The sequence below is a fragment of the Streptomyces sp. NPDC004647 genome, from assembly GCF_040609575.1.
Classification (GTDB): Bacteria; Actinomycetota; Actinomycetes; order Streptomycetales; family Streptomycetaceae; genus Streptomyces.
Genome location: NZ_JBEXKU010000008.1, coordinates 1 through 21843 on the forward strand (window position 1 = coordinate 1; position 21843 = coordinate 21843).

Annotated in this window: 20 protein-coding genes and 2 pseudogenes; 10 read left to right on the plus strand and 12 right to left on the minus strand. The window is 67.3% G+C overall.

What is annotated here, in order from left to right:
• Positions 1 to 402 precede the first annotated feature (402 nt).
• The 3 genes from ABZW18_RS05230 to ABZW18_RS05240 form a co-directional block, all read right to left on the minus strand.
• Positions 403 to 564, minus strand: coding sequence for an STAS domain-containing protein (locus ABZW18_RS05230; protein ID WP_356182326.1), 162 nt, complete (start codon positions 562 to 564; stop codon positions 403 to 405).
• A 403-nt stretch (positions 565 to 967) separates the two neighbouring features.
• Positions 968 to 1618 (minus strand): hypothetical protein, encoded by a 651-nt coding sequence (locus ABZW18_RS05235; protein WP_356182328.1) that lies wholly within the window; start codon positions 1616 to 1618, stop codon positions 968 to 970.
• Positions 1606 to 1872, minus strand: coding sequence for a hypothetical protein (locus tag ABZW18_RS05240; RefSeq protein WP_356182331.1), 267 nt, complete (start codon positions 1870 to 1872; stop codon positions 1606 to 1608). The genes ABZW18_RS05235 and ABZW18_RS05240 overlap by 13 nt, the downstream gene beginning before the upstream one ends.
• A gap of 594 nt (positions 1873 to 2466) precedes the next feature.
• Here ABZW18_RS05240 and ABZW18_RS05245 point away from each other — a divergent pair.
• Positions 2467 to 2637 carry a DUF2180 family protein gene (locus ABZW18_RS05245; RefSeq protein WP_356182621.1) on the plus strand — a complete coding sequence of 57 codons (171 nt, stop codon included), beginning with the start codon at positions 2467 to 2469 and terminating at the stop codon, positions 2635 to 2637.
• A gap of 439 nt (positions 2638 to 3076) precedes the next feature.
• On the opposite strand, the pseudogene ABZW18_RS05250 reads toward ABZW18_RS05245, so the two are convergent.
• From ABZW18_RS05250 to ABZW18_RS05260, 3 genes and pseudogenes are all read right to left on the minus strand, one after another.
• A pseudogene (locus ABZW18_RS05250) lies at positions 3077 to 4231 on the minus strand (glycoside hydrolase family 15 protein); the annotation flags it as partial.
• 191 nt (positions 4232 to 4422) lie between these two features.
• Entirely contained in the window at positions 4423 to 4797 is a 375-nt protein-coding gene (locus tag ABZW18_RS05255; RefSeq protein ID WP_356182623.1) for a Rid family hydrolase, read from the minus strand.
• On the minus strand, positions 4682 to 5695 hold the full coding sequence (locus ABZW18_RS05260; protein WP_356182334.1) for a trehalase-like domain-containing protein: 1014 nt from the start codon (positions 5693 to 5695) through the stop codon (positions 4682 to 4684). The genes ABZW18_RS05255 and ABZW18_RS05260 overlap by 116 nt, the downstream gene beginning before the upstream one ends.
• 205 nt (positions 5696 to 5900) lie before the next feature.
• On the opposite strand from ABZW18_RS05260, the gene ABZW18_RS05265 reads away from it, so the two are divergent.
• Positions 5901 to 6803 carry a potassium channel family protein gene (locus tag ABZW18_RS05265; RefSeq protein WP_356182336.1) on the plus strand — a complete coding sequence of 301 codons (903 nt, stop codon included), beginning with the start codon at positions 5901 to 5903 and terminating at the stop codon, positions 6801 to 6803.
• A 138-nt stretch (positions 6804 to 6941) separates the two neighbouring features.
• Here ABZW18_RS05265 and ABZW18_RS05270 read toward each other — a convergent pair whose 3' ends face one another.
• Positions 6942 to 8069: a helix-turn-helix domain-containing protein gene (locus ABZW18_RS05270; protein WP_356182339.1), complete on the minus strand. Its 1128-nt coding sequence runs from the start codon at positions 8067 to 8069 to the stop codon at positions 6942 to 6944.
• 1228 nt (positions 8070 to 9297) lie between these two features.
• Between ABZW18_RS05270 and ABZW18_RS05275 the strand changes: the two are divergent.
• The 7 genes and pseudogenes from ABZW18_RS05275 to ABZW18_RS05305 all read left to right on the plus strand — a co-directional run.
• Positions 9298 to 9522: pseudogene (locus ABZW18_RS05275) on the plus strand (NfeD family protein); the annotation flags it as partial.
• Positions 9523 to 9643: 121 nt separating this feature from the next.
• Positions 9644 to 9976: an SPFH domain-containing protein gene (locus ABZW18_RS05280; protein ID WP_356182626.1), complete on the plus strand. Its 333-nt coding sequence runs from the start codon at positions 9644 to 9646 to the stop codon at positions 9974 to 9976.
• A complete protein-coding gene (locus ABZW18_RS05285; RefSeq protein ID WP_356182628.1) occupies positions 9883 to 10377 on the plus strand; it encodes an SPFH domain-containing protein in 495 nt (164 codons plus the stop codon). Before ABZW18_RS05280 ends, ABZW18_RS05285 begins: the two co-directional genes overlap by 94 nt.
• A gap of 67 nt (positions 10378 to 10444) precedes the next feature.
• On the plus strand, positions 10445 to 10834 hold the full coding sequence (locus tag ABZW18_RS05290; RefSeq protein ID WP_356182342.1) for a DUF3040 domain-containing protein: 390 nt from the start codon (positions 10445 to 10447) through the stop codon (positions 10832 to 10834).
• The gene (locus ABZW18_RS05295) at positions 10821 to 11282 is read left to right on the plus strand and encodes a CBS domain-containing protein (protein ID WP_356182344.1); all 462 of its coding nucleotides are present in this window, start codon (positions 10821 to 10823) and stop codon (positions 11280 to 11282) included. The genes ABZW18_RS05290 and ABZW18_RS05295 overlap by 14 nt, the downstream gene beginning before the upstream one ends.
• A gap of 56 nt (positions 11283 to 11338) precedes the next feature.
• Complete coding sequence (nhaA, locus tag ABZW18_RS05300; protein WP_356182346.1) at positions 11339 to 12724, plus strand: Na+/H+ antiporter NhaA; 1386 nt, start codon at positions 11339 to 11341, stop codon at positions 12722 to 12724.
• A gap of 156 nt (positions 12725 to 12880) precedes the next feature.
• Positions 12881 to 14011: a site-2 protease family protein gene (locus ABZW18_RS05305; protein WP_356182349.1), complete on the plus strand. Its 1131-nt coding sequence runs from the start codon at positions 12881 to 12883 to the stop codon at positions 14009 to 14011.
• 724 nt (positions 14012 to 14735) lie between these two features.
• Here the strand turns inward: ABZW18_RS05305 and ABZW18_RS05310 are convergent.
• From ABZW18_RS05310 to ABZW18_RS05330, 5 genes are all read right to left on the minus strand, one after another.
• Entirely contained in the window at positions 14736 to 15638 is a 903-nt protein-coding gene (locus ABZW18_RS05310; RefSeq protein ID WP_356182352.1) for a ParB N-terminal domain-containing protein, read from the minus strand.
• A gap of 2 nt (positions 15639 to 15640) precedes the next feature.
• Complete coding sequence (locus tag ABZW18_RS05315) at positions 15641 to 16981, minus strand: hypothetical protein (protein ID WP_356182355.1); 1341 nt, start codon at positions 16979 to 16981, stop codon at positions 15641 to 15643.
• A gap of 134 nt (positions 16982 to 17115) precedes the next feature.
• The gene (locus ABZW18_RS05320; protein ID WP_356182357.1) at positions 17116 to 17526 is read right to left on the minus strand and encodes a hypothetical protein; all 411 of its coding nucleotides are present in this window, start codon (positions 17524 to 17526) and stop codon (positions 17116 to 17118) included.
• A 242-nt stretch (positions 17527 to 17768) separates the two neighbouring features.
• Complete coding sequence (locus tag ABZW18_RS05325; RefSeq protein ID WP_356182360.1) at positions 17769 to 18911, minus strand: ParB/RepB/Spo0J family partition protein; 1143 nt, start codon at positions 18909 to 18911, stop codon at positions 17769 to 17771.
• A 485-nt stretch (positions 18912 to 19396) separates the two neighbouring features.
• Positions 19397 to 19573, minus strand: a complete 177-nt coding sequence (locus ABZW18_RS05330) for a hypothetical protein (protein WP_356182363.1) — start codon at positions 19571 to 19573, stop codon at positions 19397 to 19399.
• A 589-nt stretch (positions 19574 to 20162) separates the two neighbouring features.
• Here ABZW18_RS05330 and ABZW18_RS05335 point away from each other — a divergent pair.
• Entirely contained in the window at positions 20163 to 21818 is a 1656-nt protein-coding gene (locus tag ABZW18_RS05335; RefSeq protein ID WP_356182366.1) for a helix-turn-helix domain-containing protein, read from the plus strand.
• The last annotated feature ends 25 nt before the right edge of the window (positions 21819 to 21843 follow it).

The window sequence follows — 21843 nt, forward strand, 5'->3', positions numbered from 1 at the left end:
AGCTCCCGCGTCTCTCACTCAGTACGATCACCCTACAAGGACTGTTCAGTGCCCCAGAGACAGCAGGATGAATATCCGGTTTCAGGCCAACGGAGCAGAGCTCGAATGACCCACTTCTGCACGGGTATTGACACCAATACGGCCACCGTTCCGGTTGTCAGCTGAAGCGTTGGCGGAGAACGTCACCGAGTCGGCGCGCCACCACTGTGGCCGCACGCCGCTTTCAGCAAGCCCCGGGCACCGATGCTCTCCAGCACACTGAGCGTCCTGGCGCCTCACCATAAATGAAAATGATTTTCACAAGCAAGTCGAGTTGCCCCTGCCACTGCGCACGCCTCGCCGCTGTCCGCCGCCACAGCCGCCGATCGGCGAGCGCGCAACACGAACGGTGTCAGCGTTTCGCTACTCGATGGTGAACGCGCCGTGGGTGTGGGTCAGCCGAAGGAGCCGGGCGAGGACGTGAGGGACGGCGCGGAGCTGCAGCTCGGCACCGTGAGCCTTCGCCGTACGGGCGGCGGTCAGCAATACGGTGAGGCCAGTGCAGTCGCAGAACCGCAGGGACACAGATCGACGGTAATCCGTCTACACGTGGCGACGGCCTGGTGGAGGGCGGCGCGCAGCTCCGGGGCGGTAGCGACGTCCAGCTCCCCGGTCACGGTCACCTCGCAGATGTCAGGTCCTGACTGGCGGACCGCGACATGAAACGTGTCGAGCACGGACGCCCCCTCGCTGTGCTGGTGCGCCTGTGCTTCCAGGGAACGCCGGAGTCGGTGCAATGTCCACCATGGCGGCGGAGCAACCTCGCGACGCCGTCGTCGTCGAGCGGGCGTGTCGGAGCGCGGCTGGACGCAGCAGCCTCAGCCCGGTGATCTCCACCCGCGCACATCGTCGGCTCATCCTCTTGCGGCGGGCGCCAGCGGTTGCCGTGGCCTGCAAGGTGCCGTTCGAACGGTATCCGACATCTCGACTACGAGGTTTGACCGGTCAGCACCTCCAGAGCCCGCCACCGTTCGGCCTTGGGCACGCTGCCGTCCCTTACGAGCTGGTCGATCGCGGCCCGCACAGAAGCCGCCGTCTCCACCGGGATCTCCCGTACGCCGAACAACGTCTCCAGCGGCGCTGTGCCCTTGCGGTTCGCATCACCCGTTGCAGCGTCGAACCAGCCCTCGGCCAGCTCACCAAGGTGCCGCTCGAACACGGCGAGGATCATGCCCAGGGCCGTCGCACTGTTGCCGATCTTGTACGCGGCCCGCGAGGTCTCCAGCGCATCGAGCACCGGCTCGTACTGCTCCAGGCCAGCCACCCACCGCTGGTCCGCCGACCCCGTGGCCCGCGCGGCATCGAACGCGGCCTCGGCACGCTCCAGCTCGTCGGGCAGGAACATCAGCTGCACGCTGGCGAAGTCGAGGTTCGCCTCACCGAGACTGGAGACGTCCACCTTCTCCAACAGTTCCAACGCCTTGTCGTCCAGACCCGTGTACTGCCGCCACTCCACCGACTCCAGCTCGTCGTACAGCTCCTTGAGGATCGCCGGATCGTCCTGTCCCGCAATCGCGTTGTGCGAGAGCTGGAGCGCGATCTGCCGCTGACGGGCCAGCGGCTCGGCTACTGCATCCACCAGATCGTCCTCAGGCCGGCCTCGATCGCCGCCAGCGTCCGGTGATTGCCGGACAGCACGATCAGCCGCCCGCTCTCCGTGTCGTTCCACACCAGCGGCGTCGAGGCCAGGCACCCGTCACGCTTGATGTTCGCCGCCATGTGTCCGGCCGCGTCCGGCAAGGCGGCGGTCAGGCACTCGGTCAGCAGTGCGGACCGCCACGCCCCGGTCGGCCGCCGCCGCGGCGGGCCCGCGAAGAACGGTGAGATCTTCATCGGTACCTGTGGTTTGCGGGCGCCGCTCCGAGCAAGGAGTTCCACATAATGAGCCGCGATGGGCCCATGTTCCTCCGTGACCCGGTCGGCCTCGGTAGCTCGGCCACCATTCTTACTTCGCCGCTGGCCTTCAATAGCTCTATGTCTCCATCTTGCCGAAGTCCAGCAATGTGGGCCCCCAAGAAGTGGCCCTCCCTGCACAACGATGGCCAGGGTCTTCATAACGTGCCCGGGTAGTCACAGGTCATGAAGCGCCGAAGAACCGGGCGAGGGGTGCGGGACCGAGGGCTCGCCCTAGGTTCATTCGGCATCCCTCAACCCTTGGTGGTCGGCATGAATACTTCGATGGATGAAGAGCGCATGCTCGCGCAGATCGAACAACGCCTTGCTCGGGACGGGTTCCTGAGCTGCCTGCACGCATCGCATTTCGGTGCTTGGGGGGCCATCCGAGGAATCGAATCCGGCAGGCCCCAATGGGCTTGCGCCGACCGCATCAACGCTGACCCAGCGGGACCGGAGGGATCCATCCCGTAAAACGTCACGAGAAGGAGGCAACAAGTGAACTGCTTCGACTGCCATTCGCTCGGCCAAACGATGACCGCATTGGCCGTGTGCACCCTCTGCGGCGCAGGCCTGTGCCCTCTCCATGTCCAGGTAGAGAAACAGGAACTGCACGAATTCGCGGGCATGGGAAAGACCAGCCATGACCAGCCCGCTCGGCGGTTGGTATGCACCACGTGCGCCAAGGCTGAGCACAGCCCGTAACTCCTTTATACGGCCTGCTCCATGTGTTTCCGGCTCACTCGAGAGGGGCCCTTCGCAGGGGCACCCCCGATGTCTTCCGACCGTAGTGGGCCCCAAGAATCATGGCTAATTCCCCGGTACGACGGCGGTTACTGACTGCAATTCGCGTGCCGGAGCGCGCACGTCCACGTGGACCCGGCGGATACGTCTCACCTGGGCGGCAACGGGCCAGCAAGGGTCACGGGGGCTATTCTGGCAAACCGTATGCAGACTCGAATGGGCCCTGTTTCCAGGCTGAGAACCACTTCACAAGATTGAGGCGGAAGACAGCCATCACAGCGGTGAGGGGGAAGCCGCTTGGGACCACATCTGGCCACGCCTTACTCGCTGTTGTGACGCTCTCTCCGGGCATGCTTGGCGTGCCGGGACAGGGCTTGTCCAGGGGCCCCGGCGGCTGTCCTCACTGAAACCATGCGTGGGTGGAGAGCTCCGGGCGTACGCCGCGCTGAGCGCGGGCGAGGACGACGGCGCTGGAGAGGAGCCCGACGTGGCTGAGTGCTTGGGGATAGTTGCCGAGGAAGGAGCGGTCGCTGGGGTCGATCTGCTCGGCGAACAGGCCGAGCGGGCTGGCGTAGGAGCACAGTTTCTCGAATAGCTCGGAGGCTTCGTCGACGCGGCCTTGGCCCGCGAGGTTGTCCACGAGCCAGAAACTGCACAGCAGGAATGCACCCTCCGGCTCGTCGAGCCCGTCGGGTGAGTCCTGCGGCAGATAGCGGTACAGCAAGCCATCGCCCGCGCCGAGCCGTTCGGCGATCGCCCGCGTGGTGGCGACCATGCGCGGGTGATCGGCTGGGAGGACGCGTCTGAGCGGCAGGGCGAGGAGCGAGGCATCCAGTCCTCCACCATGACCGAGGTGTTCGGTGAGGGAGTTCATGCGCTCGTCCCACGCATCGCGGATGATCCTTCCGGTGAGGTGGCGGGCCTCCGTGGCCCAAGTGGTGCCGTCGCCCGGGAGGTCCAGGCGGGTGGTGAGCCGTGCCGCGCGGTCGAGCGCCACCTGGCACATCGCTGCGGAATACGTGAACGGGCGCCCGTGGGTGCGTACCTCCCAGATGCCGTGATCCGGCGTCTTCCAAGCGGTGCGGGCCTGTTCAGCCAAGTGGGCCAGACGATGCCACAGGTCATAGCTCAACGCTCCGCCCGTGGCCGCCCACTGGAAGGCGCAGTCCAGGATTTCCCCGTAGATATCGTGCTGCACCTGCTCGGCCGCGGCGTTCCCCCACCGCACGGGTGCGGAACTGCGGTAGCCCTCCAGTTCCTCATCGATCACTTCCACTGGCGGCGGCCGACCGTCCACGTCGTAGAGAACTCGCATCCGTCCTTCGCGCTGGGCGGCGGTCAGCGCCCAGCGGAGGAATCCTCCGGCTTCATCGGGAAGGCCGATCCGGCGCAGGGCGAAGACCGTGTACGCGGCATCGCGTATCCAGGCATAGCGGTAGTCCCAGTTCCGGTCGCCTCCGATGCATTCGGGCAGCGATGAGGTGGGAGCGGCGAGGATGGCGCCGTTCTCGACATGGTCCAATAGCTTGAGGGTGATGGCTGAGCGGCGCACCATATCCGCGTGGGGAGTGTCGTCTGGCTTTATCGAGCAGTGGTGAAGTCACATGTCGATGGGTCTGGGAGGCGCGTCAATCCATGGAGAAGTGGTGTTGATGAGTTCGGGAGGCACTGGATCTCTTGCCATCGCAGCATTGGGATGCCGTTGGTGAAGGTTGCTGGTCATGCCGCCTCAGCGTGCCAGTGGGCTCAAGAATCGAGCACGGCGGCGACGGCCTCGATCTCGACGAGTTGGTCCTTGTAGCCGAGCACGGTGACGCCCATCAAGGTGCTGGGCACGTCATGGTCAGCGAACGAGTCCCGGACTACCTCCCAGGCAGCCACCAGGTCCTCTCGCCGGGCCGACGCGACGAGAACCCTTGTACTGATGACGTCCTGGAGCGACGCACCTGAGGTGGCGAGGGCGGCCTGCATGTTCTCGATGGCCTTCGTTGCCTGACCCGCGTAGTCACCGATCGCTGCCGTGGAGCCGTCCTCGTTCAGCGGACACGCCCCGGCGAGGAAGATCAGGCGTGACTCGGCGGGCGCCGTAGCCGCGTAGGCATACTCGGCGACGTCGGACAGGGAGGCAGAGCGGATCAACGTGATGGCACGAGCCATAGTCGGCGGGTCCTTTTCCATCGGGTGCTGAGCTCGGACATCCTGCCAACGCCCGTTGGTTCCCGCCTTCCCTTTTCGTAGCCGTCCCCACGCGCAGCGCCGTCACTTCTGCTCGACAATCACGAGCCGAGTGATCACCAACTGACTCCGGAACCCGTCGACAAACGCTGTTCCCAGAGATCGACGAAGCCAGTCGTCTACCACTCGTGCCGACCAGTGCCGCCACGCTCTTTCGGTGTCGCTGATCCACTGATCGATCGGTGGGCTCTGGTAGGGAACGGCTTGTTCGCTCCAGCGCAGGGCCACCCAGAGGTCCTCCCCTGCGCTCAGGGTCACGGTGGACTGGGGGCCGGGCAGCGGCCGCGAGGCGCTCAGGTACAGCTTCAGGGACTGGCGGGGGCAGATCAGCTGCCATCCATCGGGCCGACGCTCGGATCGCGCTCCGCCACGCGGTTGCACCGCCACTGTCAGGTCGACGCTGCCGCGTGTGACTCTTGCATGTCGGACCAGTTGCCCCCTGCCGGCTGGGGCGTCTTCCTCCAGGTGCGCGCCCGGTTGGAGGAGGAAGGTCGGTGATCTCTACGACGCCTGTGTCTGCGTGCAGTTCTGTCACGAGGACGCCGGTGTCCTCCACGTAGTGCTGGCGGCTCTGCCGCAGCATCTCCGGTGCGAGCAGAAAGGAACCGCCCCGTTGCCTGTCGAGCAGTGAGCAGAACAGGGGTGGTGCGTCGAACCGGGGGACGCACATGAAGCGGACCGCGCCGTCGCGGCCCACCAGGGCACAACCGCGGCCGTCGCCGATCAGGCCGTGGTCTTCGATCGGCAGGTACCGCTCTCGGCTCGCTGGCGACCACCCGCTCATATCTGATCCTGTACCCACTGAGCGCGGGCAGGATCAGCTGGACGGATTGGATGAGGTGTGCCTGGGCGTTGCGGCGGGTCTGCGCCGGACAGGTAATCTTCGTCGTTACTGTCGCGGTCAAGGCGGGCGCGGCGCCCGGGCGGCGGTCATCACTCCAGGCACCCATGGACAGCTGCGATGGTGGGAGCAGCGTATGGAATGGTCGGTGTCTGTGGCGGGAGCCGTGGTCGTGATGGCCGGCCTGCGGGACCTGTTCCACACCATCTGGCACCCCACTCGTCGGGGAGGCTTGAGCCGACTGGTCATGACGGCGTTGTGGAGACTGTCCCGGCACCTGCCTGCCCGCTGGCGGGTGGCCGGGCTCGTAGGACCGCTGGGGATGGTCGCGGTCATGGGCACGTGGGCCCTGGCCATTATTCTGGGATGGGCCCTCATCTACTGGCCCCACATGCCCGAGTCCTTCGCCTTCGCCGCAGGACCGGAACGGTTCGAACGCGCGGACCTGCTGGATGCCCTGTATCTGTCGCTTGTCACGGTGACCACCCTGGGGCTGGGGGACATCGCACCGACGGCTTGGTGGCTCCGCGTCGCTGCACCGTTGGAGTCCCTGGTCGGCTTCGTTCTGCTCACCGCCACCGTCGCGTGGGTCCTGGAGACCTATCCGGCACTCGCGCGCCGACGGGCCCTGGCGATCCGGCTGGCGTTGCTGAGCCGTACGGATCCGTCGATGCGGCAGCTGGGCTGCGCCCTGGGGGCCTCCCTTCTGGAGAGCCTGGCCACCGAAGTGGTGCGCGTTCGTGTCGACTTCACGCAGTACACGGAGACCTACTACTTCCACGACGGTGAGAAGCGGACCTCCCTGGCCGTCACGGTCCACTGTGCCGCCGACCTCGCCGAGTACGGGCAGACGGCCAGACGGAGGGATGTGCGCCTGACGGCTGCCATGCTGGCTGCTGCTCTGGATGACCTCGCCACTGTCCTCGACCAGCTGTATCTCCGCACGGGTGGGTCGCGGAAGGATGTCCTCGCTGCATACGCCGCCGACCATGGCCAGGGCCTGGGAGCCGGAAGCGGCTCCAGACGGTTCTCGGACAGCGCCGGGGCGTAGTGACGCGGCAGGAGACAGCTCCACGGAGCTGCACCCGGCGCCTTGCGGTGGACACATCCTTTGACGTCGGTCCGGGCCTCCCATTGTGCCGACCACCATGCGCTGCGCAGGCCGGCGGGTGCCCGACGGCCGGCGCAGTCACCAGTCAGCGCGCTCCAGGGGACGGGAGGGCCAGCCCAGCAGACGCGCTCCCAGCGTCGCGGTGTGCAGGGTGTATCGCTGGTCGGGATCGGCAGGATCGTAACCGGTAAGTTGCCGGAGGCGGGCAATCCGATAGGTGACCGCGCGGACGCTGAGGCCGAGTCGGCGGGCTGTGGTGGTGTTCACGCAGCCGCTGGCGAAGTAGGCGGTGAGCGTGTCCAGCAGGGGCTGTGGGCCGCCACGCGCTCGTTCCAGGGCCCCCAGCACGGTGGCCACCAGGTCGGTGATGGCCGCCCGGTCCCTACCCAGTACCTGGAAGACCAGCAGGTCGGAGGCGTTCACCACCGGGGTGGTCAGTTCCAGCCGGTCGGCAAGATCGAGAGTGCTGCGCGCTTCCTGGTAGGAACGGACAATGCCGCTGGGGCCCGGCCGGGGGCGGCTGACAGCGATCTGATATCCGCTGATGCCTGCGCTGCGGACCTGTGTGGCGAAACGCTGCGGGGCGTCCGCTTCGGTGGCGGGGGATACGCAGACCAGCAGGCCGTCCTTGGTCGTGATGAGGACATCGTGCACACCGAACGCGGCGGCCATGCCCTCCTCGACATAGCGAGTGGCAGGATCTCCTGCGCCGAAGGCGGTCGCAGCCCGGACTACGGCGACGCTGTGAGGCCCGACGAGACGCAGCCCGAAACGCTCCGCTCTCTCGGCGAGCTTGCCGAGATCGGTGCGCCCGTGAAGAAGGTCGTCGACGAACTCGCGCCGCATCGCCTCTTCCCGGCGGATCGCCCCCCGGTGCGCGGTCTCATAGCCCTCGGTGAGGGCCACGGTCGCGTCACGCACCGCCTGCAGGACGGACGGGGGCCCTTCGCTGAGGCTGTCCCGGTCTGCGGCCTTGCTAGTTTCGCGTATGTCCGGCCATGCCTGGCAGGCGGCAGTGAGGCACTCGCCGACCAGAGTACGCAGCGCCACGCCGTGGTCAGCCGCTGCCGCGGCCAGCTCCCGAAGGCCCTTGAGCTCCTCATCGCGGAGCCTCCGCCCGTCGGCCCTGGTCAGGAGGTCCACGTACCTGTCGGCGAAGTGCGCAGGTGCGTCGGCATCACTGCGGACTGTGATGGAGGCAGCCATGCGTGCTCCCTTGCAGCGTTGGTCCCCTTGATTTCATTTTGCCGTAGCCCGGCAAAAAAGGACGCCCAAGACGGCCGTCCCTGAACGCGACCGACGGGCGTCCACGCGATCTCCCACGGGCACTGGAACAGCACCGAAGGAACATCCTCCGATCCAGGGACGAGGGGGGTGCGCCGCCGTGCTTCGGGGACGCGACGCAGTGTCGCCGATCCCGCTGATCGCGCAGGCGCTCCTGGTGGGCCTCGCCTATCTCCTCGCCCTGCCCACGGCCGCGGCGCAAGCTCCGACGGTCCTGACGACGCGCATCGACGACACCATCACGCCGGTCGTCGCGGAACACCTGGAGGAGGGGATACGCATCGCGCAGCGTGAGAACCACGCGGCCTTCCTGGTCGAGCTGGACACCCCCGGCGGGCTGCTCCAGTCGACGAGGGAGATCGTCCAGACCTTCCTCGGCTCACCCGTCCCGGTCGTCGTCCATGTCGCCCCCTCAGGCGCTCGTGCGGCGTCGGCCGGGGCCTACATCGCGATGTCGGCTCATGTCGCGGCCATGGCCCCCGGCACCCATATCGGCGCCGGCACGCCCGTCAGCGGAGAGGGCGAGAAGGCGAGCGAGAAGGTGGTCAACGACACGGCCACGTTCGCGGTCTCCATCGCCGAACAGCGAGGCCGCAGCACCGAGTTCGCCGACGACATGGTGCGCGACGGTACCTCGGTCTCCGATCAGGAGGCTTTGCGCATGAGGGTGGTCGACCTGGTGGCGCCGTCCCGCGATGCCCTGCTCACGGCATTGGACGGCCGCCCAGTGGCCCTCGCCCCGGGAAACGAGGTGGTGCTGCACACGACCGGAGCACAGGTTGTCGAGCATGAACTCGGGTTCTTCGGTGAACTCCGGCAGATGCTGGCGAGCCCGGAACTGGCGTACCTGTTCCTGTCGATCGGCACACTCGCCGTGATCTACGAACTGGCCAGCCCCGGCATGGGTTTCGCCGGCATCACCGGGCTGATCCTGCTGGTCATCGGCTTCGTCGCGCTCAGTGTGCTGCCCTTCAACGCGGCCGGCCTGCTCCTGCTCGCGCTGGCCGCCGCCCTGTTCATCGGCGAAGTGCTCACCCCGGGAGTCGGGGTGTTCGCTGCCGGCGGCACGGCGTCCCTGATGCTGGCCGGGATCTTCCTCTTCCGCGGCGAGGTGGGCGTCGATCCGGCCGTCCTGTGGCCGACCGCTCTCATGGTCGGGGACGGCTCGCTTCTGGCCGGCCGTCTCGCCTGGCAAGCCCGCCGGGCCCCGGCCACCACCGGAGGGGAGGCGCTCGTCGGCCGTGAGGCGGTCGTCCGCCGTGTCGAAGGCGGGACCGGTCAGATGCTGCTCGACGGGGCATGGTGGACCGTCCGCAGCCGCGACGCCCCGGTCGACGAAGGCCAGCACATCCGGGTCGTGGGCCGCGAGGGCCTCGACCTCATCGTCGATAGCGCCGAGACCCGCGAGGGCCGACGCCCCACCGAGGAGGACCATCATGAATTCCGCACTGGCCGGCATCATCGTTGCCGCGGCCATCCTGCTCCTGCTCGCGATGATGTCCATCAAGATCGTGCCCGAGTACGAACGCGGGGTGATCTTCCGCCTGGGACGCATCATCGGCGCCAAGGGCCCGGGGCTGTTCCTCATCATCCCCGTCGTCGACCGCATGATCCGCGTCTCCCTGCGGACCGTCACCATGGACATTCCCCCGCAGGACGTCATCACCAAGGACAACGTCACCGTACGGGTCAACGCCGTGACCACTTCAACGTCGTCGACCCCAACCGCTCCGTCATGGCCATCGAGGACCACATCAAGGGCACTTCACAGATTGCCCAGACGACACTGCGCAGCATCCTCGGCCAAGTCGACCTCGATGAGCTGCTGATCAACCGGGACGAGATCAACCAGCGGCTCCAGCAGATCATCGACGACGTGACCAACCCATGGGGTGTGAAGGTCACCCTGGTCGAGGTCAAGGACGTCGAGCTGCCCGAGGCCATGCGCCGGGCCATGGCCCGCCAGGCCGAGGCCGAACGAGACCGGCGCGCCAAAGTCATTCACGCCAAGGGCGAATTCGAGGCAGCCGAAACGCTCGCGGACGCCGCAGAACGGCTCGAGGATCACCCCGCGGCGATGCACCTGCGGATCCTGTCCACCATGGCCGAAATCTCCGGCGAGCGGAACTCCACCCTCATCTTCCCGCTGCCCATGGAGGTGCTGCGCCTCGTCGACATGCTCCGACCACCCGATGGACCACGGGCCACGGCCCGCGCCGAACAGCTGTAACACCGACACGTGCAGACCGCGCGCTCCCAGCGCGGACACTGCACTCGACACCTGGCAGGTGGTTGGCATGGAACCCGACATGGACGAGGAGCGCACCCTCGCGAGGATCGAGCGACGCCTGACCCGCGAGGACCCCGGACTGGCCGTACGCATGGACACGCTCAACCAGCAGTTCCCCGAGGGCCACGAGCACGACCGGAAACGGTGGAACTGGCGGAAGACGGCCGTTGTCATGTTGGCCGTCCTCGCCCTTGCGGGGTTGCTCCTCACGGCGGTCCTCGTCAAGCCGCCGGCCGACGGGAAGCCCGCATCACCGAACGGCCTCGCTCCGGCCGTGTCCGTGCATGTCCAGCGGCGTGATCGCCGGTCCCGGACGCCGCCCGGGAACGCCGGCTGGCCTTCGTGGAAGCAGACCACCGACCTCGCACCCGAGGAGTCACGCCATGTGCGCACGTGATCTCATCCAGCCGTACGCCTCAGTCGGCGTGGACAGTGATGCCATCCAGGCGGTCCGCCTGCTGGTACAGCAACGCATGCCCGGCCTGCTGGTGGTTGATCCTGACGCGCAGCCGCGCGCGATCGCGCCTGCCGACCATCTGGTAGGGGCACTGGTTCCCGCCTATGTACAGGAAGACCGCGGGCTGGCCCACGTGATAGACGAGCCGCATGGCGACCATCTGTGCAGGGCACTGCTCGGGCGACAGATCGCCGACTGTCTGCCGCTGGGCGTGCCCTTTCTGCCGACCACCGGTCCTGACAGCACAGCCATGGAGATCGCAGAGCTCATGGAGCATACGCACAGTCCCCTGGTCGCCGTTGTAGAGCGGCCCAGACATGGCAGGCGTCGGCTTCTCGGGGTGATCACCGCGACGTACCTGCTGGACCGGCTCCTCCAGGCTGTCTGAGCGGCCCGGACTCAGGCGCCGCCCGGCCTTCCTCCCCCTGCCCGGAGTGCAGTTTCATGCCCGACCGGAACCGCAAGAACCGCACCTTCCTCGGCCGTCTCCCGCTGCCGGAACGCACCTTCGTGGTAGACGCTCTGCGCACGGAAACAGTCGGCGGCATGGTGCTGCTCGCCGCCGCGGCCGTGGCGCTGGTATGGGCTAACACGCCACTGAGCGGGATGTATGAGTCGGTACGCGACTTCCACTTCGGTATCGACGCGCTCGGCTTGGACCTCTCCATTGCCCACTGGACGGCTGACGGGCTGTTGACCATCTTCTTCTTCGTCGCCGGCGCCGAACTCAAACGTGAGCTGGTCGTCGGCGAACTGCGCCATCCCGGAACAGCCGTGTTGCCGGTGGTCGCAGCGGCCAGCGGCATGGCGGTGCCGGCTCTGGTCTACGGGCTCGTTGCCACGTCCACGGGAGGCACGTGGAACGGCTGGGCCGTCCCCATGGCCACCGACATCGCCTTCGCCCTCGGCGTGCTCGCGGTCATCGACACCCACCTGCCGTCGGCTCTGCGCGCATTCCTGCTCACCCTGGCGGTGGTCGACGACCTGGGCGCCATCGTCGTCATCGCCCTCTTCTACACCTCGACCATCAATGTGGCCGCCCTCGCCGGAGCCGTGCTCGGGCTGGGACTGTTCTTCCACCTGCACGACCGAAGGCGGGTGCACGGCTGGTACTGGTACGTGCCGCTGGCGCTGACGATCTGGGGCCTGATGCATGCCAGCGGCGTGCACGCCACGGTGGCGGGAATCGCCATGGGGCTGCTGCTTCGGACGGCGAAGGACGGCGAGAGCGGCTGGCGGCCCGTCGAGCACATCGCGCACCTCGTCCGCCCGGTCTCCGCCGGAGTGGCCGTCCCGCTGTTCGCTCTGTTCGCAGCCGGGGTGGCCGTATCAGGGGACACTTTGGGTGATGTCGTCGGCCGTCCCGAACCGCTGGGCGTGGCAATGGGCCTGGCCATCGGCAAGGTCCTGGGGATCTTCGGCGGCTCCTACCTGGCCGTACGCTTCACCCGAGCCAAACTGAACCCGGACCTCGCCTGGGCCGACGTCATGGCCGTGGCCATGCTCGCCGGAATCGGCTTCACCGTCTCCCTGCTGATCGGCGAGCTGGCCTACCCCGACCCGGCGGATATCGAGCACATCAAGGCCGCCGTCCTGCTCGGGTCCTTGTCCTCCGCGCTCCTGGCGTGCGTGTTGCTGAAACTGCGGAACAACAAGTACCGGCGACTGTACGAGGAGGAGACCGCCGACGAGAACGCCGACGGCATCCCCGACATCTACCAGCAGGACGATTCCACCCAGCCGCAGGACAGCGCCGCCCGGGAGACTCCGAACGTGGACCGCCCTGATCAAAGCGGCGGCCGCGACGACCCATCCGCATTCGACAGGTGATCCACCCATGCCCAGGAAAGCCACGCCCTCAGCTACCGGCCCCCGCCGAGCGAGACTGTCAGTAGGCGGACACCGTGCTGGATCGGTCGAGGGGACGCCCCGAGGGCGTATCGGCTCGGGTGGAGGACCGCCTGCTTCAGTCCGCGGGAGACGGTGATGAACAGCTCCGTACGGATCGGACGAGTTCTCGGGGTACCGATGCGCATCCACTGGACCGTGCCCCTGCTCGTGGTGCTCTTCGGATACAGCCTGGGAAGCCAGACGCTCCCCGCCTGGATTCCGGAACAGTCGAACGCCACATACACCGTCGCCGGCCTGGCTGGTGCCCTGCTGGTCCTCGGGAGCCTGCTGGCTCATGAGACCGCCCACGCGATCACAGCCCGGAAGAAGGACATCGCAGTCCAGAGCATCACGCTCTGGGCACTGGGCGGGATGACCGAGATGAGCAAGCCGCGCACGGCCGGCGCGGCCTTCCTGGTAGCCATCAGCGGGCCCCTAACCAGCCTGGTCGTCGGTGCAGCGGCGCTCGGGGCAGGCGTCGGGCTGAACGCGCTGACCGGCTGGGCGGTACCCGCTGCTGTCCTGGTGTGGCTCGGATGGGCGAACTTCGTGCTGGGAGTGTTCAACCTGCTGCCTGCCGCACCGCTCGACGGAGGTCGCGTGGTCCAGGCGGTGATGTGGTGGCGTACCGGAGACCGGGACCGGGCCGAACGAGCAGCCGCACGCAGCGGGCAGGTCCTCGGCATCCTGCTGATCGCCGTCGGATGGATCTCCGTCCTGCGCGGCGCCCTGGGCGGTCTGTGGCTGGCGGTCATCGGCTTCTTCGTCATGATCGTCGCCAACGCGGAACGGCAGCACGCCGTGCTGGCTCCAGCCCTGCGCGGGGTACGAGCGGCTGATGCCATGTCGAGTCCCGTGGAGACCTGCCCGGACTGGCTGACCGTGGAACGCTGCGTCGAGGATGTGGCGATGCGGGCCCGCCACTCGACGCTGCCCCTGCTCGACTTCGAAGGACGCCCCAGCGGCATGGTTCACCTGCCGCAGCTCGCGAAGACACTGGTACTGCAGCGGGAGACACTGCGCGTGCGTGACGTGGCAACTCCGCTGTCGCAGTGCACCACATGCGCGCCGGACGACCTCCTGGAAGACGTAGTCGAAGAGCTCCGCCCAAGCAGCGGCATGCGGATCCTCGTCATCGAAGGCCAGCGCCTGGTGGGCATCATCACCGCGCGTGACGTCTCCCGGCTCATCCAGGTCCACGCACTCCGCGGCACGGAGAGCCGGTGAGCACTCCAGGGTTGGGAACAGATCCCACAACGCCCACACCAGGTCCACGTACGTTTGGCGTGCCGCCTCCGGTGGCGGGCCGCTCCACCGCGAGGCCCCGGAGATCGGCTCAGCGGCTGAGATGGCTTGAGCGCGGCAGCGAACAGGCGGATGGCTGCGGCGACTTCTCGGTCATCGGGCGCCTAATGGCGGCGCATGCGGATGTGCCTCAAACGCCGACGTAGAAGTCTCCGCAGCCACCGCATTGGATGTACCGGAGTGCCAGCGGTGGGGGACAGTCCCTGTCGAGCAGCAAGCGGTGTGCGAGGCATGGGGTCGCGCGTACTATCGGCTTCCATTACGCAGACGGGCACATCCCCCGCCTCTTTCGACCGGTCGATGCGGATGGTGAATGGCTGCGGCGGGTCGCCGGGCAGCTCCGCGCCCAGCACCGTGACACCCTTGCTCTGCCCCTGCTGGTAGGCGACCACTTTACCGTCCACCAGGAGCTCGATTTCGCCCGATGCTGCGCCCGTGTGAACCGTGACTGAATGCCCGCCCCGGTCAAGGTGAAAGCGGTGGCTGCGGGCCATGAGGTACCTCCCGAGCCCGGTCACTACGTGCACTTCAAGCGTACGAGCCGGGCGCCCAGCTCACCGGCTGAACGGCCGAGTACCGTCCCGGCCGGCGGGCCGGGTCGTCGGTGCCGAGCCCCCAACCGTGTTCGACTGGCCGACGACCGTGTCTACTGCCCATGACCAGCGAGAACGTCCAGAGCGCGCCACGGCTCGGACTCCGGCACGCTGCCGTCTTTCACCAAGCGGTCAATCACTGCGCGTACTACGGTGGCCGTCTCGACGGGGATCTCACGCACCCCGAACACCGTCTCCAGCGGGGCGGTGCCGCCCCGGCTCGCCTCGCCGCTCTCTGCGTCGAACCAGCCCTCGGCCAGCTCACCGAGGTGACGCTCGAATACGGCGAGGATCACGCCCAGCGCCGTCGCGGTGTTGCCGATCTTGTACGCGGCCCGCGAGGTCTCCAGCGCATCGAGCACCGGCTCGTACTGCTCCAGGCCAGCCACCCACCGCTGGTCCGCCGACCCCGTGGCCCGCGCCGCATCGAACGCAGCCTCCGCCCGCTCCAGCTCGTTGGGCAGGAACATCAGCTGCACGCTCGCGAAGTCGAGGTTCGCCTCACCGAGACTGGAGACGTCCACCTTCTCCAGCAGGTCCAGGGCCTTGTCGTCCAGGCCCGTGTACTGCCGCCATTCCACCGACTCCAGCTCGTCGTAGAGCTCCTTGAGGATCGCCGGGTCGTCCTGTCCCGCGATCGCGTTGTGCGAGAGCTGGAGCGCAATCTGCCGCTGGCGGGGCAGCGGCTCGTCTATCTGCATCCACCAGATCGTCTTCAGGCCGGCCTCGATCGCCGCCAGCGTCCGGTGATTGCCGGACAGCACGATCAGGCGCCTGCTCTCCGTGTCGTTCCACACCAGCGGCGTCGAGGTCAGGCACCCATCCCGCTGGATGTTCGCGACCAGCTGCCGGAACTGCTCGTGCGGCAAGAACCGCGCGTTCAGGTCCAGCAGCGTCAGCGTGCGCGGGTCGCCCTCCACCATCTGCGGCGGGGCAAGCTGCGTCGACTCCTCCATGATCAGACTCCCGTCTGCGTCGTCGTGGCACGGGCGCCCCACCGCTTCGCCCACTTCTCCAGGGCATCGGCGAGCGTGTGCTCGCCCATTGCGCCCTGGTACTGGAGCTGGAACTCCCAGCCGTCCTCGTTCGACGGGCCGCGCTTGGTGAGCCGCAGCAGCCCGCGGTACTTCATGGACACCGGGTTGTTGCTGAACGCGGTGGTCGACACCGACCGGATGCGCCGCGAGAACGCCCGCTGGCACAGCAGCCGAGCCTCCGCGCTGGTGGCCGCGAGCACGATCAGCTTCGACAACCGCGGGTAGTCCGTCGGCGCGACCGCGAAGTCCGAGAGCAGGTACGCCTCGTCCGGGGTGTAGCTGCTCGGCGCCATCGCGAAAACCCCGAGCATCCGGCCGTTGCCGTCCTTGACCGCGACCGCGAGGTTCGCCGCGCCCGGTGCGATACGCGGGTTGAGGTACCGGGAGCGCAGCGCGTTGAACTGGCCCGGCTTCAGCAGCGACAGCGACAGCGGCTCTGCCAGCTCCTCGCCGCGCCGCAGCCGGGGAGCCTTGACCGGCTCGATCGGCTGACGTGGCGAGACGATGCGCGTCGGTGCTTCGCTGGCGTAGACGTAGAAGGGAGCCGCCCTCGGGGTGGCCTTGATGACGCCGCGCAGGTAGCGGTGCAGTTCCGGCACGTCGTGGTTGGAGGCGGTCAGCCAGTACGGCCGGTCGGTGATCGCACCGAGGACGTCGACCACGTCGGCGTCCGACAGTGGCTCGTACTCGGGCGTGTCCCAGGTGAAGTGCTCGTTCAGCGGCTCATACAGCTTCTCGTATCCCTTGCCGTAGAAGGGAGGGAAGCTGCACACCGGGGCATCGCGGGGCACCTTCTGCAGCCAGGAACGCACGTCCTCCACCTGGTAGGAGGCGAGTGCCACGTCCGAGCCGGATAGCCGCTCGACGGTCTCGGCGTGCTTGGTCTTCCACTGGTCGCGGTAGGAGCGCACGACCCGCTGGTGCCAGAGCCCCTCGCGACCGACGCTGCCGAGGAATCTGGTGCCGAGCATCATCGTGGCGACGGTGCCGACGCCGTCGTCCAGGGAGTCGGCCAGCCAGTGGAGCTGGTCCCTGCTCTCGTCTCGGAGCTGGATGCCGACCGGCTGCCGGGTGAGCCACCGGCCGATGGCGGTCGTGTAGATGGACACATCCGCGGAGTGCAGGACGAAGCCCATGCCAGCCAGGCTGCGTTCGATGGTGAAGTTGCCGCAGCATGGGACGTACACCTCGCCGCGCGGCCAGCTCCCTGCGGTCTCGCGCACGATGGCGCGCATGGGGCCCGGGATGGTGCCCTGGAACATCTCTCGCCTCCTGGCACGGAACGACAACGCCCGGCCTGGCGGGTGCCGGGCCGGGCGCTGCGCTGGAACCTAACACAAGGAGCGCAGAGCCCCTTGAAATAATGTCATCTATCTTGGGAGGGCAGTTCCGGCCCTCACATCAAGGTGCCCTGCTCGTACTGCTCGGCCATGGGGGACAGCTCGCGCACCGTGTCACCGGTGGTTGCCTTCCACCAGGCGGCGAAGATCCTGCGGTGGCACCACTGCGCCGGGTCCGAGAGATCCTCGAAGCAGAGCAGGACCAGCCTGTGGTCTCCCTCGGCTTCGGTGATCTGCCGCAGCCGCTCGGCGACCCACCTCGCGCCGAGCTCGTCGAGGTCCGCCCGGTAGGCCGTGGTGAACTCCGGAAGGGGCCTGGAGAAGTACTCCCGGCGCGGCGCGAGCTCGCGCACTGAGTGCTTGAGCTGGTAGGAGAGCCGGAAGCGGGGAGCGCCCAAGGTGATACGCACCGGGACCCCTTGTGCCGACGTGTACTCCTGATAGCGATTGGTGAACAGGGTAAGCACCCTGGCTCCTTCCTTACTGGGGGACGAGTGGTCCCATCATGCGTCTGGCCCCGGTCGGAATAGACCGGGGCCTTGACCCTTCCAGCCGTGCGGCCGGGAGGGAGTTTAGGGGGCTCTACTCAGGGAGACGAATAGGAATTCGCAGGTAATTTGGAATTGAAGAACGGGCGCGGCCCGGGGATTTCGACCACGCCCGCACCTCCGGGCCGGAGGGGCGCGGCGGACGCCGCGCCCCTGCTAGCTCACTTCGCCGCTTCCGCCTTCTCAGCCGCCTTCGCCTGCTTGGCTCCGCTGCTCTCGGCGGCCTTCTTCTGGGCAGGCACCCTGCGTGCCGGGGTGGTCTTGCTGGCTGTCCCAGCCGCCGCGCGGTTCCCCGTGCGCGCAGCCCCCGCGGGCTTGGCCGCCTTCTTCGCGACCGGCTTCGGCTGAGCCTCTGGCTTCGCCTCGCCCTCCTGCGCCTTGGCCGCTTCCTGCTGGACCTCCAGGGCCTTCTTGTTGAAGTCCTCGGCCATGGCCCGCTGGATGCCCTGGGCCTTGCTGAGGAGGTTCCGGACCAGCTGCACCTGGCTGTAGAGCTTGCCGACCACCTTGATGTGGCGGGAGAGGTCGTCGCCGAGGATAACGGCCAGGTCGTCCGGCTTCTTCGCCGCCAGCTCCTCCAGCAGGGGGAGCAGGACCTCTTCGGCCTTGCCCAGCCCGTCCTTGGCCTTGGCCTTCTGCTTCTTGCGCTTCTCCTGCTCCTCGGCGCTGGGGGCCTTCTCGCCTGTGAGGGAGGTCTGCTGCTCCATCATCTTGAGGCCGTTGGCGAAGTGCTGCGCCTCGGCCTCCGAGTCGAAGTCACCGCGCACGTACCGCATGGCGGCGACCATCTGGTTGGCCGGGTTGAGCTGGGCGATGTGCCAGGCCAGGTTGTTCTTGATCTGGCCCTTGTCGACCATCTCGGCAACCTCCGGGCGCAGTGTGAGCAGGCCCAGCCGCCAGGTGATGTGCGTCTCCGTCTTGCCGAACTGCTTGGCGATCTTGGCCGGGGTCCACCCTGCCGCCTTGAGGTCGGCATACGCGCCGGCCTCTTCCATGATGGTCATGTCCGAGCGGTTGACGTTCTCGGCGATGCTGAGGACGTAGGCCCGCTCCTCGCTGGCGCCCTCGACAACCTTGGCCGGGATGACCTCGAGGTCTGCCGCCTTGCAGGCCCGCCACCGGCGCTCACCCGCGATCAGCATGTAGGGGACCTCGCCGCCCTCGACCGGGCGGACGACGATCGGCTGGAGGAGGCCGTTCTCCTGGATGCTGGCCTTCAGTTCCTCGTGTGCGCCCTCGTCGAAGAACTTGCGGGGCTGGTCGGGGTTGGGGGCGATCTCTTCAATCTTGAGGTTCGTGAACATGTCTCCCGCGCCTTTCTCAATTCCGAGGGAAACCGTCCTTTTTGGTTTCCCTTTGTTCTTACACTTATATCTTAATCGCGTACACCTCTAAAGCAAGTGGGAATTCCTTTTAATTTCTGGAATTTCATTCCGAATTCATTGCCACCTGCAAGGCGCCGCCGAGGGGGACCAGGCACCCGGACGGCCGACGAGGGAAGTGAAGTTGAAGAGCAGCGAGAGGCCATCGCGACGCCAGGGAATGAGCGAGCCCGCCGTGGCCTTATGACCACGGCGGGCTCCGCTCCCATCACGCACCCCAACGGCCGCATCCGTCTGCGGCCAGCTCCTCGCGGGCGGGGCGCGGGGGGTCGGCCACCCGCGAGGAGCAGGGAAGGGCGCCGCGAAACACGGCGCTATCGCTCGGGATCCCGCGGCTGCCGTACCCGAGCGACCCCACGAACGTATCGCACGCTTCAAACAATGTCATCTATCTAAGGCGGGCGGGGTCAGGCTTCGTCGTCCCTCATCGCCCTCGGGGTCTGCCCGGATCCCGGCGTCACGGCCAGCAGCTCGACCACTGCGCGTGCCGCCATGGCCACATCCGACGGCGCCGCGCCTGGGGGCAGCACGCGCGAGGGCTCCTTCGACCATGCGGTGACGCGTTCCAGATCCAGCTCGACCATGCCATTCCTCCCGTTCAGGCCGGCGTCACCCGCTGACGTCGGCCAGCCACCGCATCGCCGAACTCAGACTCGCACCACCACCGGCAGGCTGTCGGCCTGCACTGCAAGCGGAACCCGTCCTTCGACGTCGTAAGTGACGCTAGTCAGAACCAGCCACGCGCGCCGACTCTCTGCGCACAGTGAGCTGATGTCCCCCTATCGCGGCGCACAGCGGGCAGATTCCCTTGAACGGTGAACCAAACGGGGTGTCGCATTTTCGCCACGGATGAGTGGCCCCGAGATGGGGAGGCTCCGGGACCTGCACCCGGACGGCGGGACCTGCACCCGACGGCACGTCAAACTGTCAAGCCTGCTTTACACATACGCACAGTTCAGCGCGCCTCTGTACCCCTCGAGTCAAAGCGGCACGCTCCCAACAGGCCGTGGCTTAAATGACATTGACATGCCACAAGAGCGAAGTTTTGATGTTGGCGCAAAGTAGATGCTGATCAACCTGCCGCTGGCGCCCCCACGCGCCGCCGCGCGGGAGTAGTGGGCCCCACCCCACTACGCACCACCGCTCGGCCTACGCGGCACCTTGGGAGTGCACGTGCCCATCGTCGGCCAGGCGACACAATCGGAACGGCTAGAGCTGGGGCTCCTGGGACAGATACGGCGTCAAGCCACGGACCCCAACTTGCCACGCCTGATCGCATGGCTTGCGGAGGCCGTCGATGGCCACGTGACCCTGACAGGAGCGACGGGCGAACTCCTGGCCCAGTCATCTGACGCGGCCTCTCGAGCCCTGGCTCCAGCCGCGCGCCAAATGTCCCGCGTGGCGGCTGGAGAGCTGATGTCGGCCGGGCTTGACGACGGGGCCTTGAAGGCCCGGCTGCTGGCCATCGGGAACCAAGCTCCCCATGCCGTTCTCGCTGTGGCCCGCACCAAGCCATATCCCGCTAGCGCAACCGAGATGGTCTCCCACGTCGCCGATCTTCTTGCTCTGCTCTTGCCGACAACAGAACTTGAAGCCAGTCGGCACGGTGTACGCCAGACCGTCATCCGCTTGCAGCAGTCCATCTTCCAGCTACTGATGTGCGGCCAGACTCCAGCAGCTCGTCGCTCGGCGGCCAGCCTCGCCCCGGGGGTACTGGCGGACGCGGTCCGCGTCTACATCGTGGAATGCCGCACAGGCCACCGTGATCGCACCGCGGAAGCCATCGAAACAGCAATCAAGGACGTGGCTCCGGCCACAAAGACACAGCCCGGGGGGCCAACGCCACCCGTACAAGGTGCGCTCGTCGTCCACTGCCCGGCGTACGACAATCACCTCGTCGTGGTCGCACCCGCACGCGACCATCCGCCCGCGCCCCATTCTGTCGACCCTGTGGGCGCGAGATTGCAGGCGGTCATCGCCGACCGCGCCGGCCACTATCTCGGCGCCAGCGAGACCACAGCCCTCGACCACACCGCAGACGGCTACCGAGATGCCTTCCGCGCCCTGAGCGTCGCCCAACACATGCCAGAGCGGGCATGGCAGTACAACGGACACGCAGAGCTCGCTGCCGTACTAGAGGACCATGCCTACAGCTGGGCAGAAGCGTTCCTCCAGCCGCTGATCAGCGCGCCCTGCTCCGAAGGCGTCGAGGTCTTCAGCACCCTGCGCGTGGCCCTGGCGTTCCCCATCGCGGAGGCGGCCAGGATCTTGGACGTGCACCGCAATACGGTCGCCAGACGCCTCAAGGGGTCCGCTGAACTTCTCCAGCTCGACCTGGGAGACATCCGGGCCCGCGCCGTCCTCGACTTGGCGCTCCAGATTGATGCCAAGGCGGCAGGCATCGATCCCAGGCCATCGCTCACGGGGCCCGTTCGTCTCGAAGACGTGCTGTCCGCCCCCGCGGCCCGAGCCTGGGCGGAGATGACCCTTGCTCCGCTAGGTCAGGATCGCCGGGATCTGAGGCGTTCGCTGCGCGTGTGGCTCGCCCACAACACCAACGCCGACCAGGCAGGCGCTGAGCTCGACGTACACCCGCAGACCATCCGGGGACACCTGCGCAGCGCCGAACGGCTACTGCAACGCTCCCTCCTCGCCGGAGCCTCCGGAGCTCACGACATCGTCATCGCCCTGTTCATCGCAAGCGACATCCCCACGCTCCCAGGACAAGTCCCGCCGCTGTCGCCAGGCTTGCTAGAGCGTCTGCGGAACACGGGCGTAGGGATCGACACCCTCCCCGAGGGGTGGGTTAACGACACCGAGGAGGAGTAAGAGGTCAGCCCTGCGGCTCCGGCGG

What these genes read in the sequence shown, in the direction of transcription:
- ABZW18_RS05240 (WP_356182331.1), bottom strand. Translation starts at nt 1,872, where the DNA reads ATGAAGATCTCACCGTTCTTCGCGGGCCCGCCGCGGCGGCGGCCGACC.
- ABZW18_RS05245 (WP_356182621.1), top strand. Translation starts at nt 2,467, where the DNA reads ATGACCGCATTGGCCGTGTGCACCCTCTGCGGCGCAGGCCTGTGCCCT.
- ABZW18_RS05260 (WP_356182334.1), bottom strand. Translation starts at nt 5,695, where the DNA reads ATGAGCGGGTGGTCGCCAGCGAGCCGAGAGCGGTACCTGCCGATCGAA.
- ABZW18_RS05270 (WP_356182339.1), bottom strand. Translation starts at nt 8,069, where the DNA reads ATGGCTGCCTCCATCACAGTCCGCAGTGATGCCGACGCACCTGCGCAC.
- ABZW18_RS05280 (WP_356182626.1), top strand. Translation starts at nt 9,644, where the DNA reads ATGTCCATCAAGATCGTGCCCGAGTACGAACGCGGGGTGATCTTCCGC.
- ABZW18_RS05285 (WP_356182628.1), top strand. Translation starts at nt 9,883, where the DNA reads ATGGCCATCGAGGACCACATCAAGGGCACTTCACAGATTGCCCAGACG.
- ABZW18_RS05290 (WP_356182342.1), top strand. Translation starts at nt 10,445, where the DNA reads ATGGAACCCGACATGGACGAGGAGCGCACCCTCGCGAGGATCGAGCGA.
- ABZW18_RS05295 (WP_356182344.1), top strand. Translation starts at nt 10,821, where the DNA reads ATGTGCGCACGTGATCTCATCCAGCCGTACGCCTCAGTCGGCGTGGAC.
- nhaA (WP_356182346.1), top strand. Translation starts at nt 11,339, where the DNA reads ATGCCCGACCGGAACCGCAAGAACCGCACCTTCCTCGGCCGTCTCCCG.
- ABZW18_RS05305 (WP_356182349.1), top strand. Translation starts at nt 12,881, where the DNA reads ATGAACAGCTCCGTACGGATCGGACGAGTTCTCGGGGTACCGATGCGC.
- ABZW18_RS05310 (WP_356182352.1), bottom strand. Translation starts at nt 15,638, where the DNA reads ATGGAGGAGTCGACGCAGCTTGCCCCGCCGCAGATGGTGGAGGGCGAC.
- ABZW18_RS05315 (WP_356182355.1), bottom strand. Translation starts at nt 16,981, where the DNA reads ATGTTCCAGGGCACCATCCCGGGCCCCATGCGCGCCATCGTGCGCGAG.
- ABZW18_RS05325 (WP_356182360.1), bottom strand. Translation starts at nt 18,911, where the DNA reads ATGTTCACGAACCTCAAGATTGAAGAGATCGCCCCCAACCCCGACCAG.
- ABZW18_RS05330 (WP_356182363.1), bottom strand. Translation starts at nt 19,573, where the DNA reads ATGGTCGAGCTGGATCTGGAACGCGTCACCGCATGGTCGAAGGAGCCC.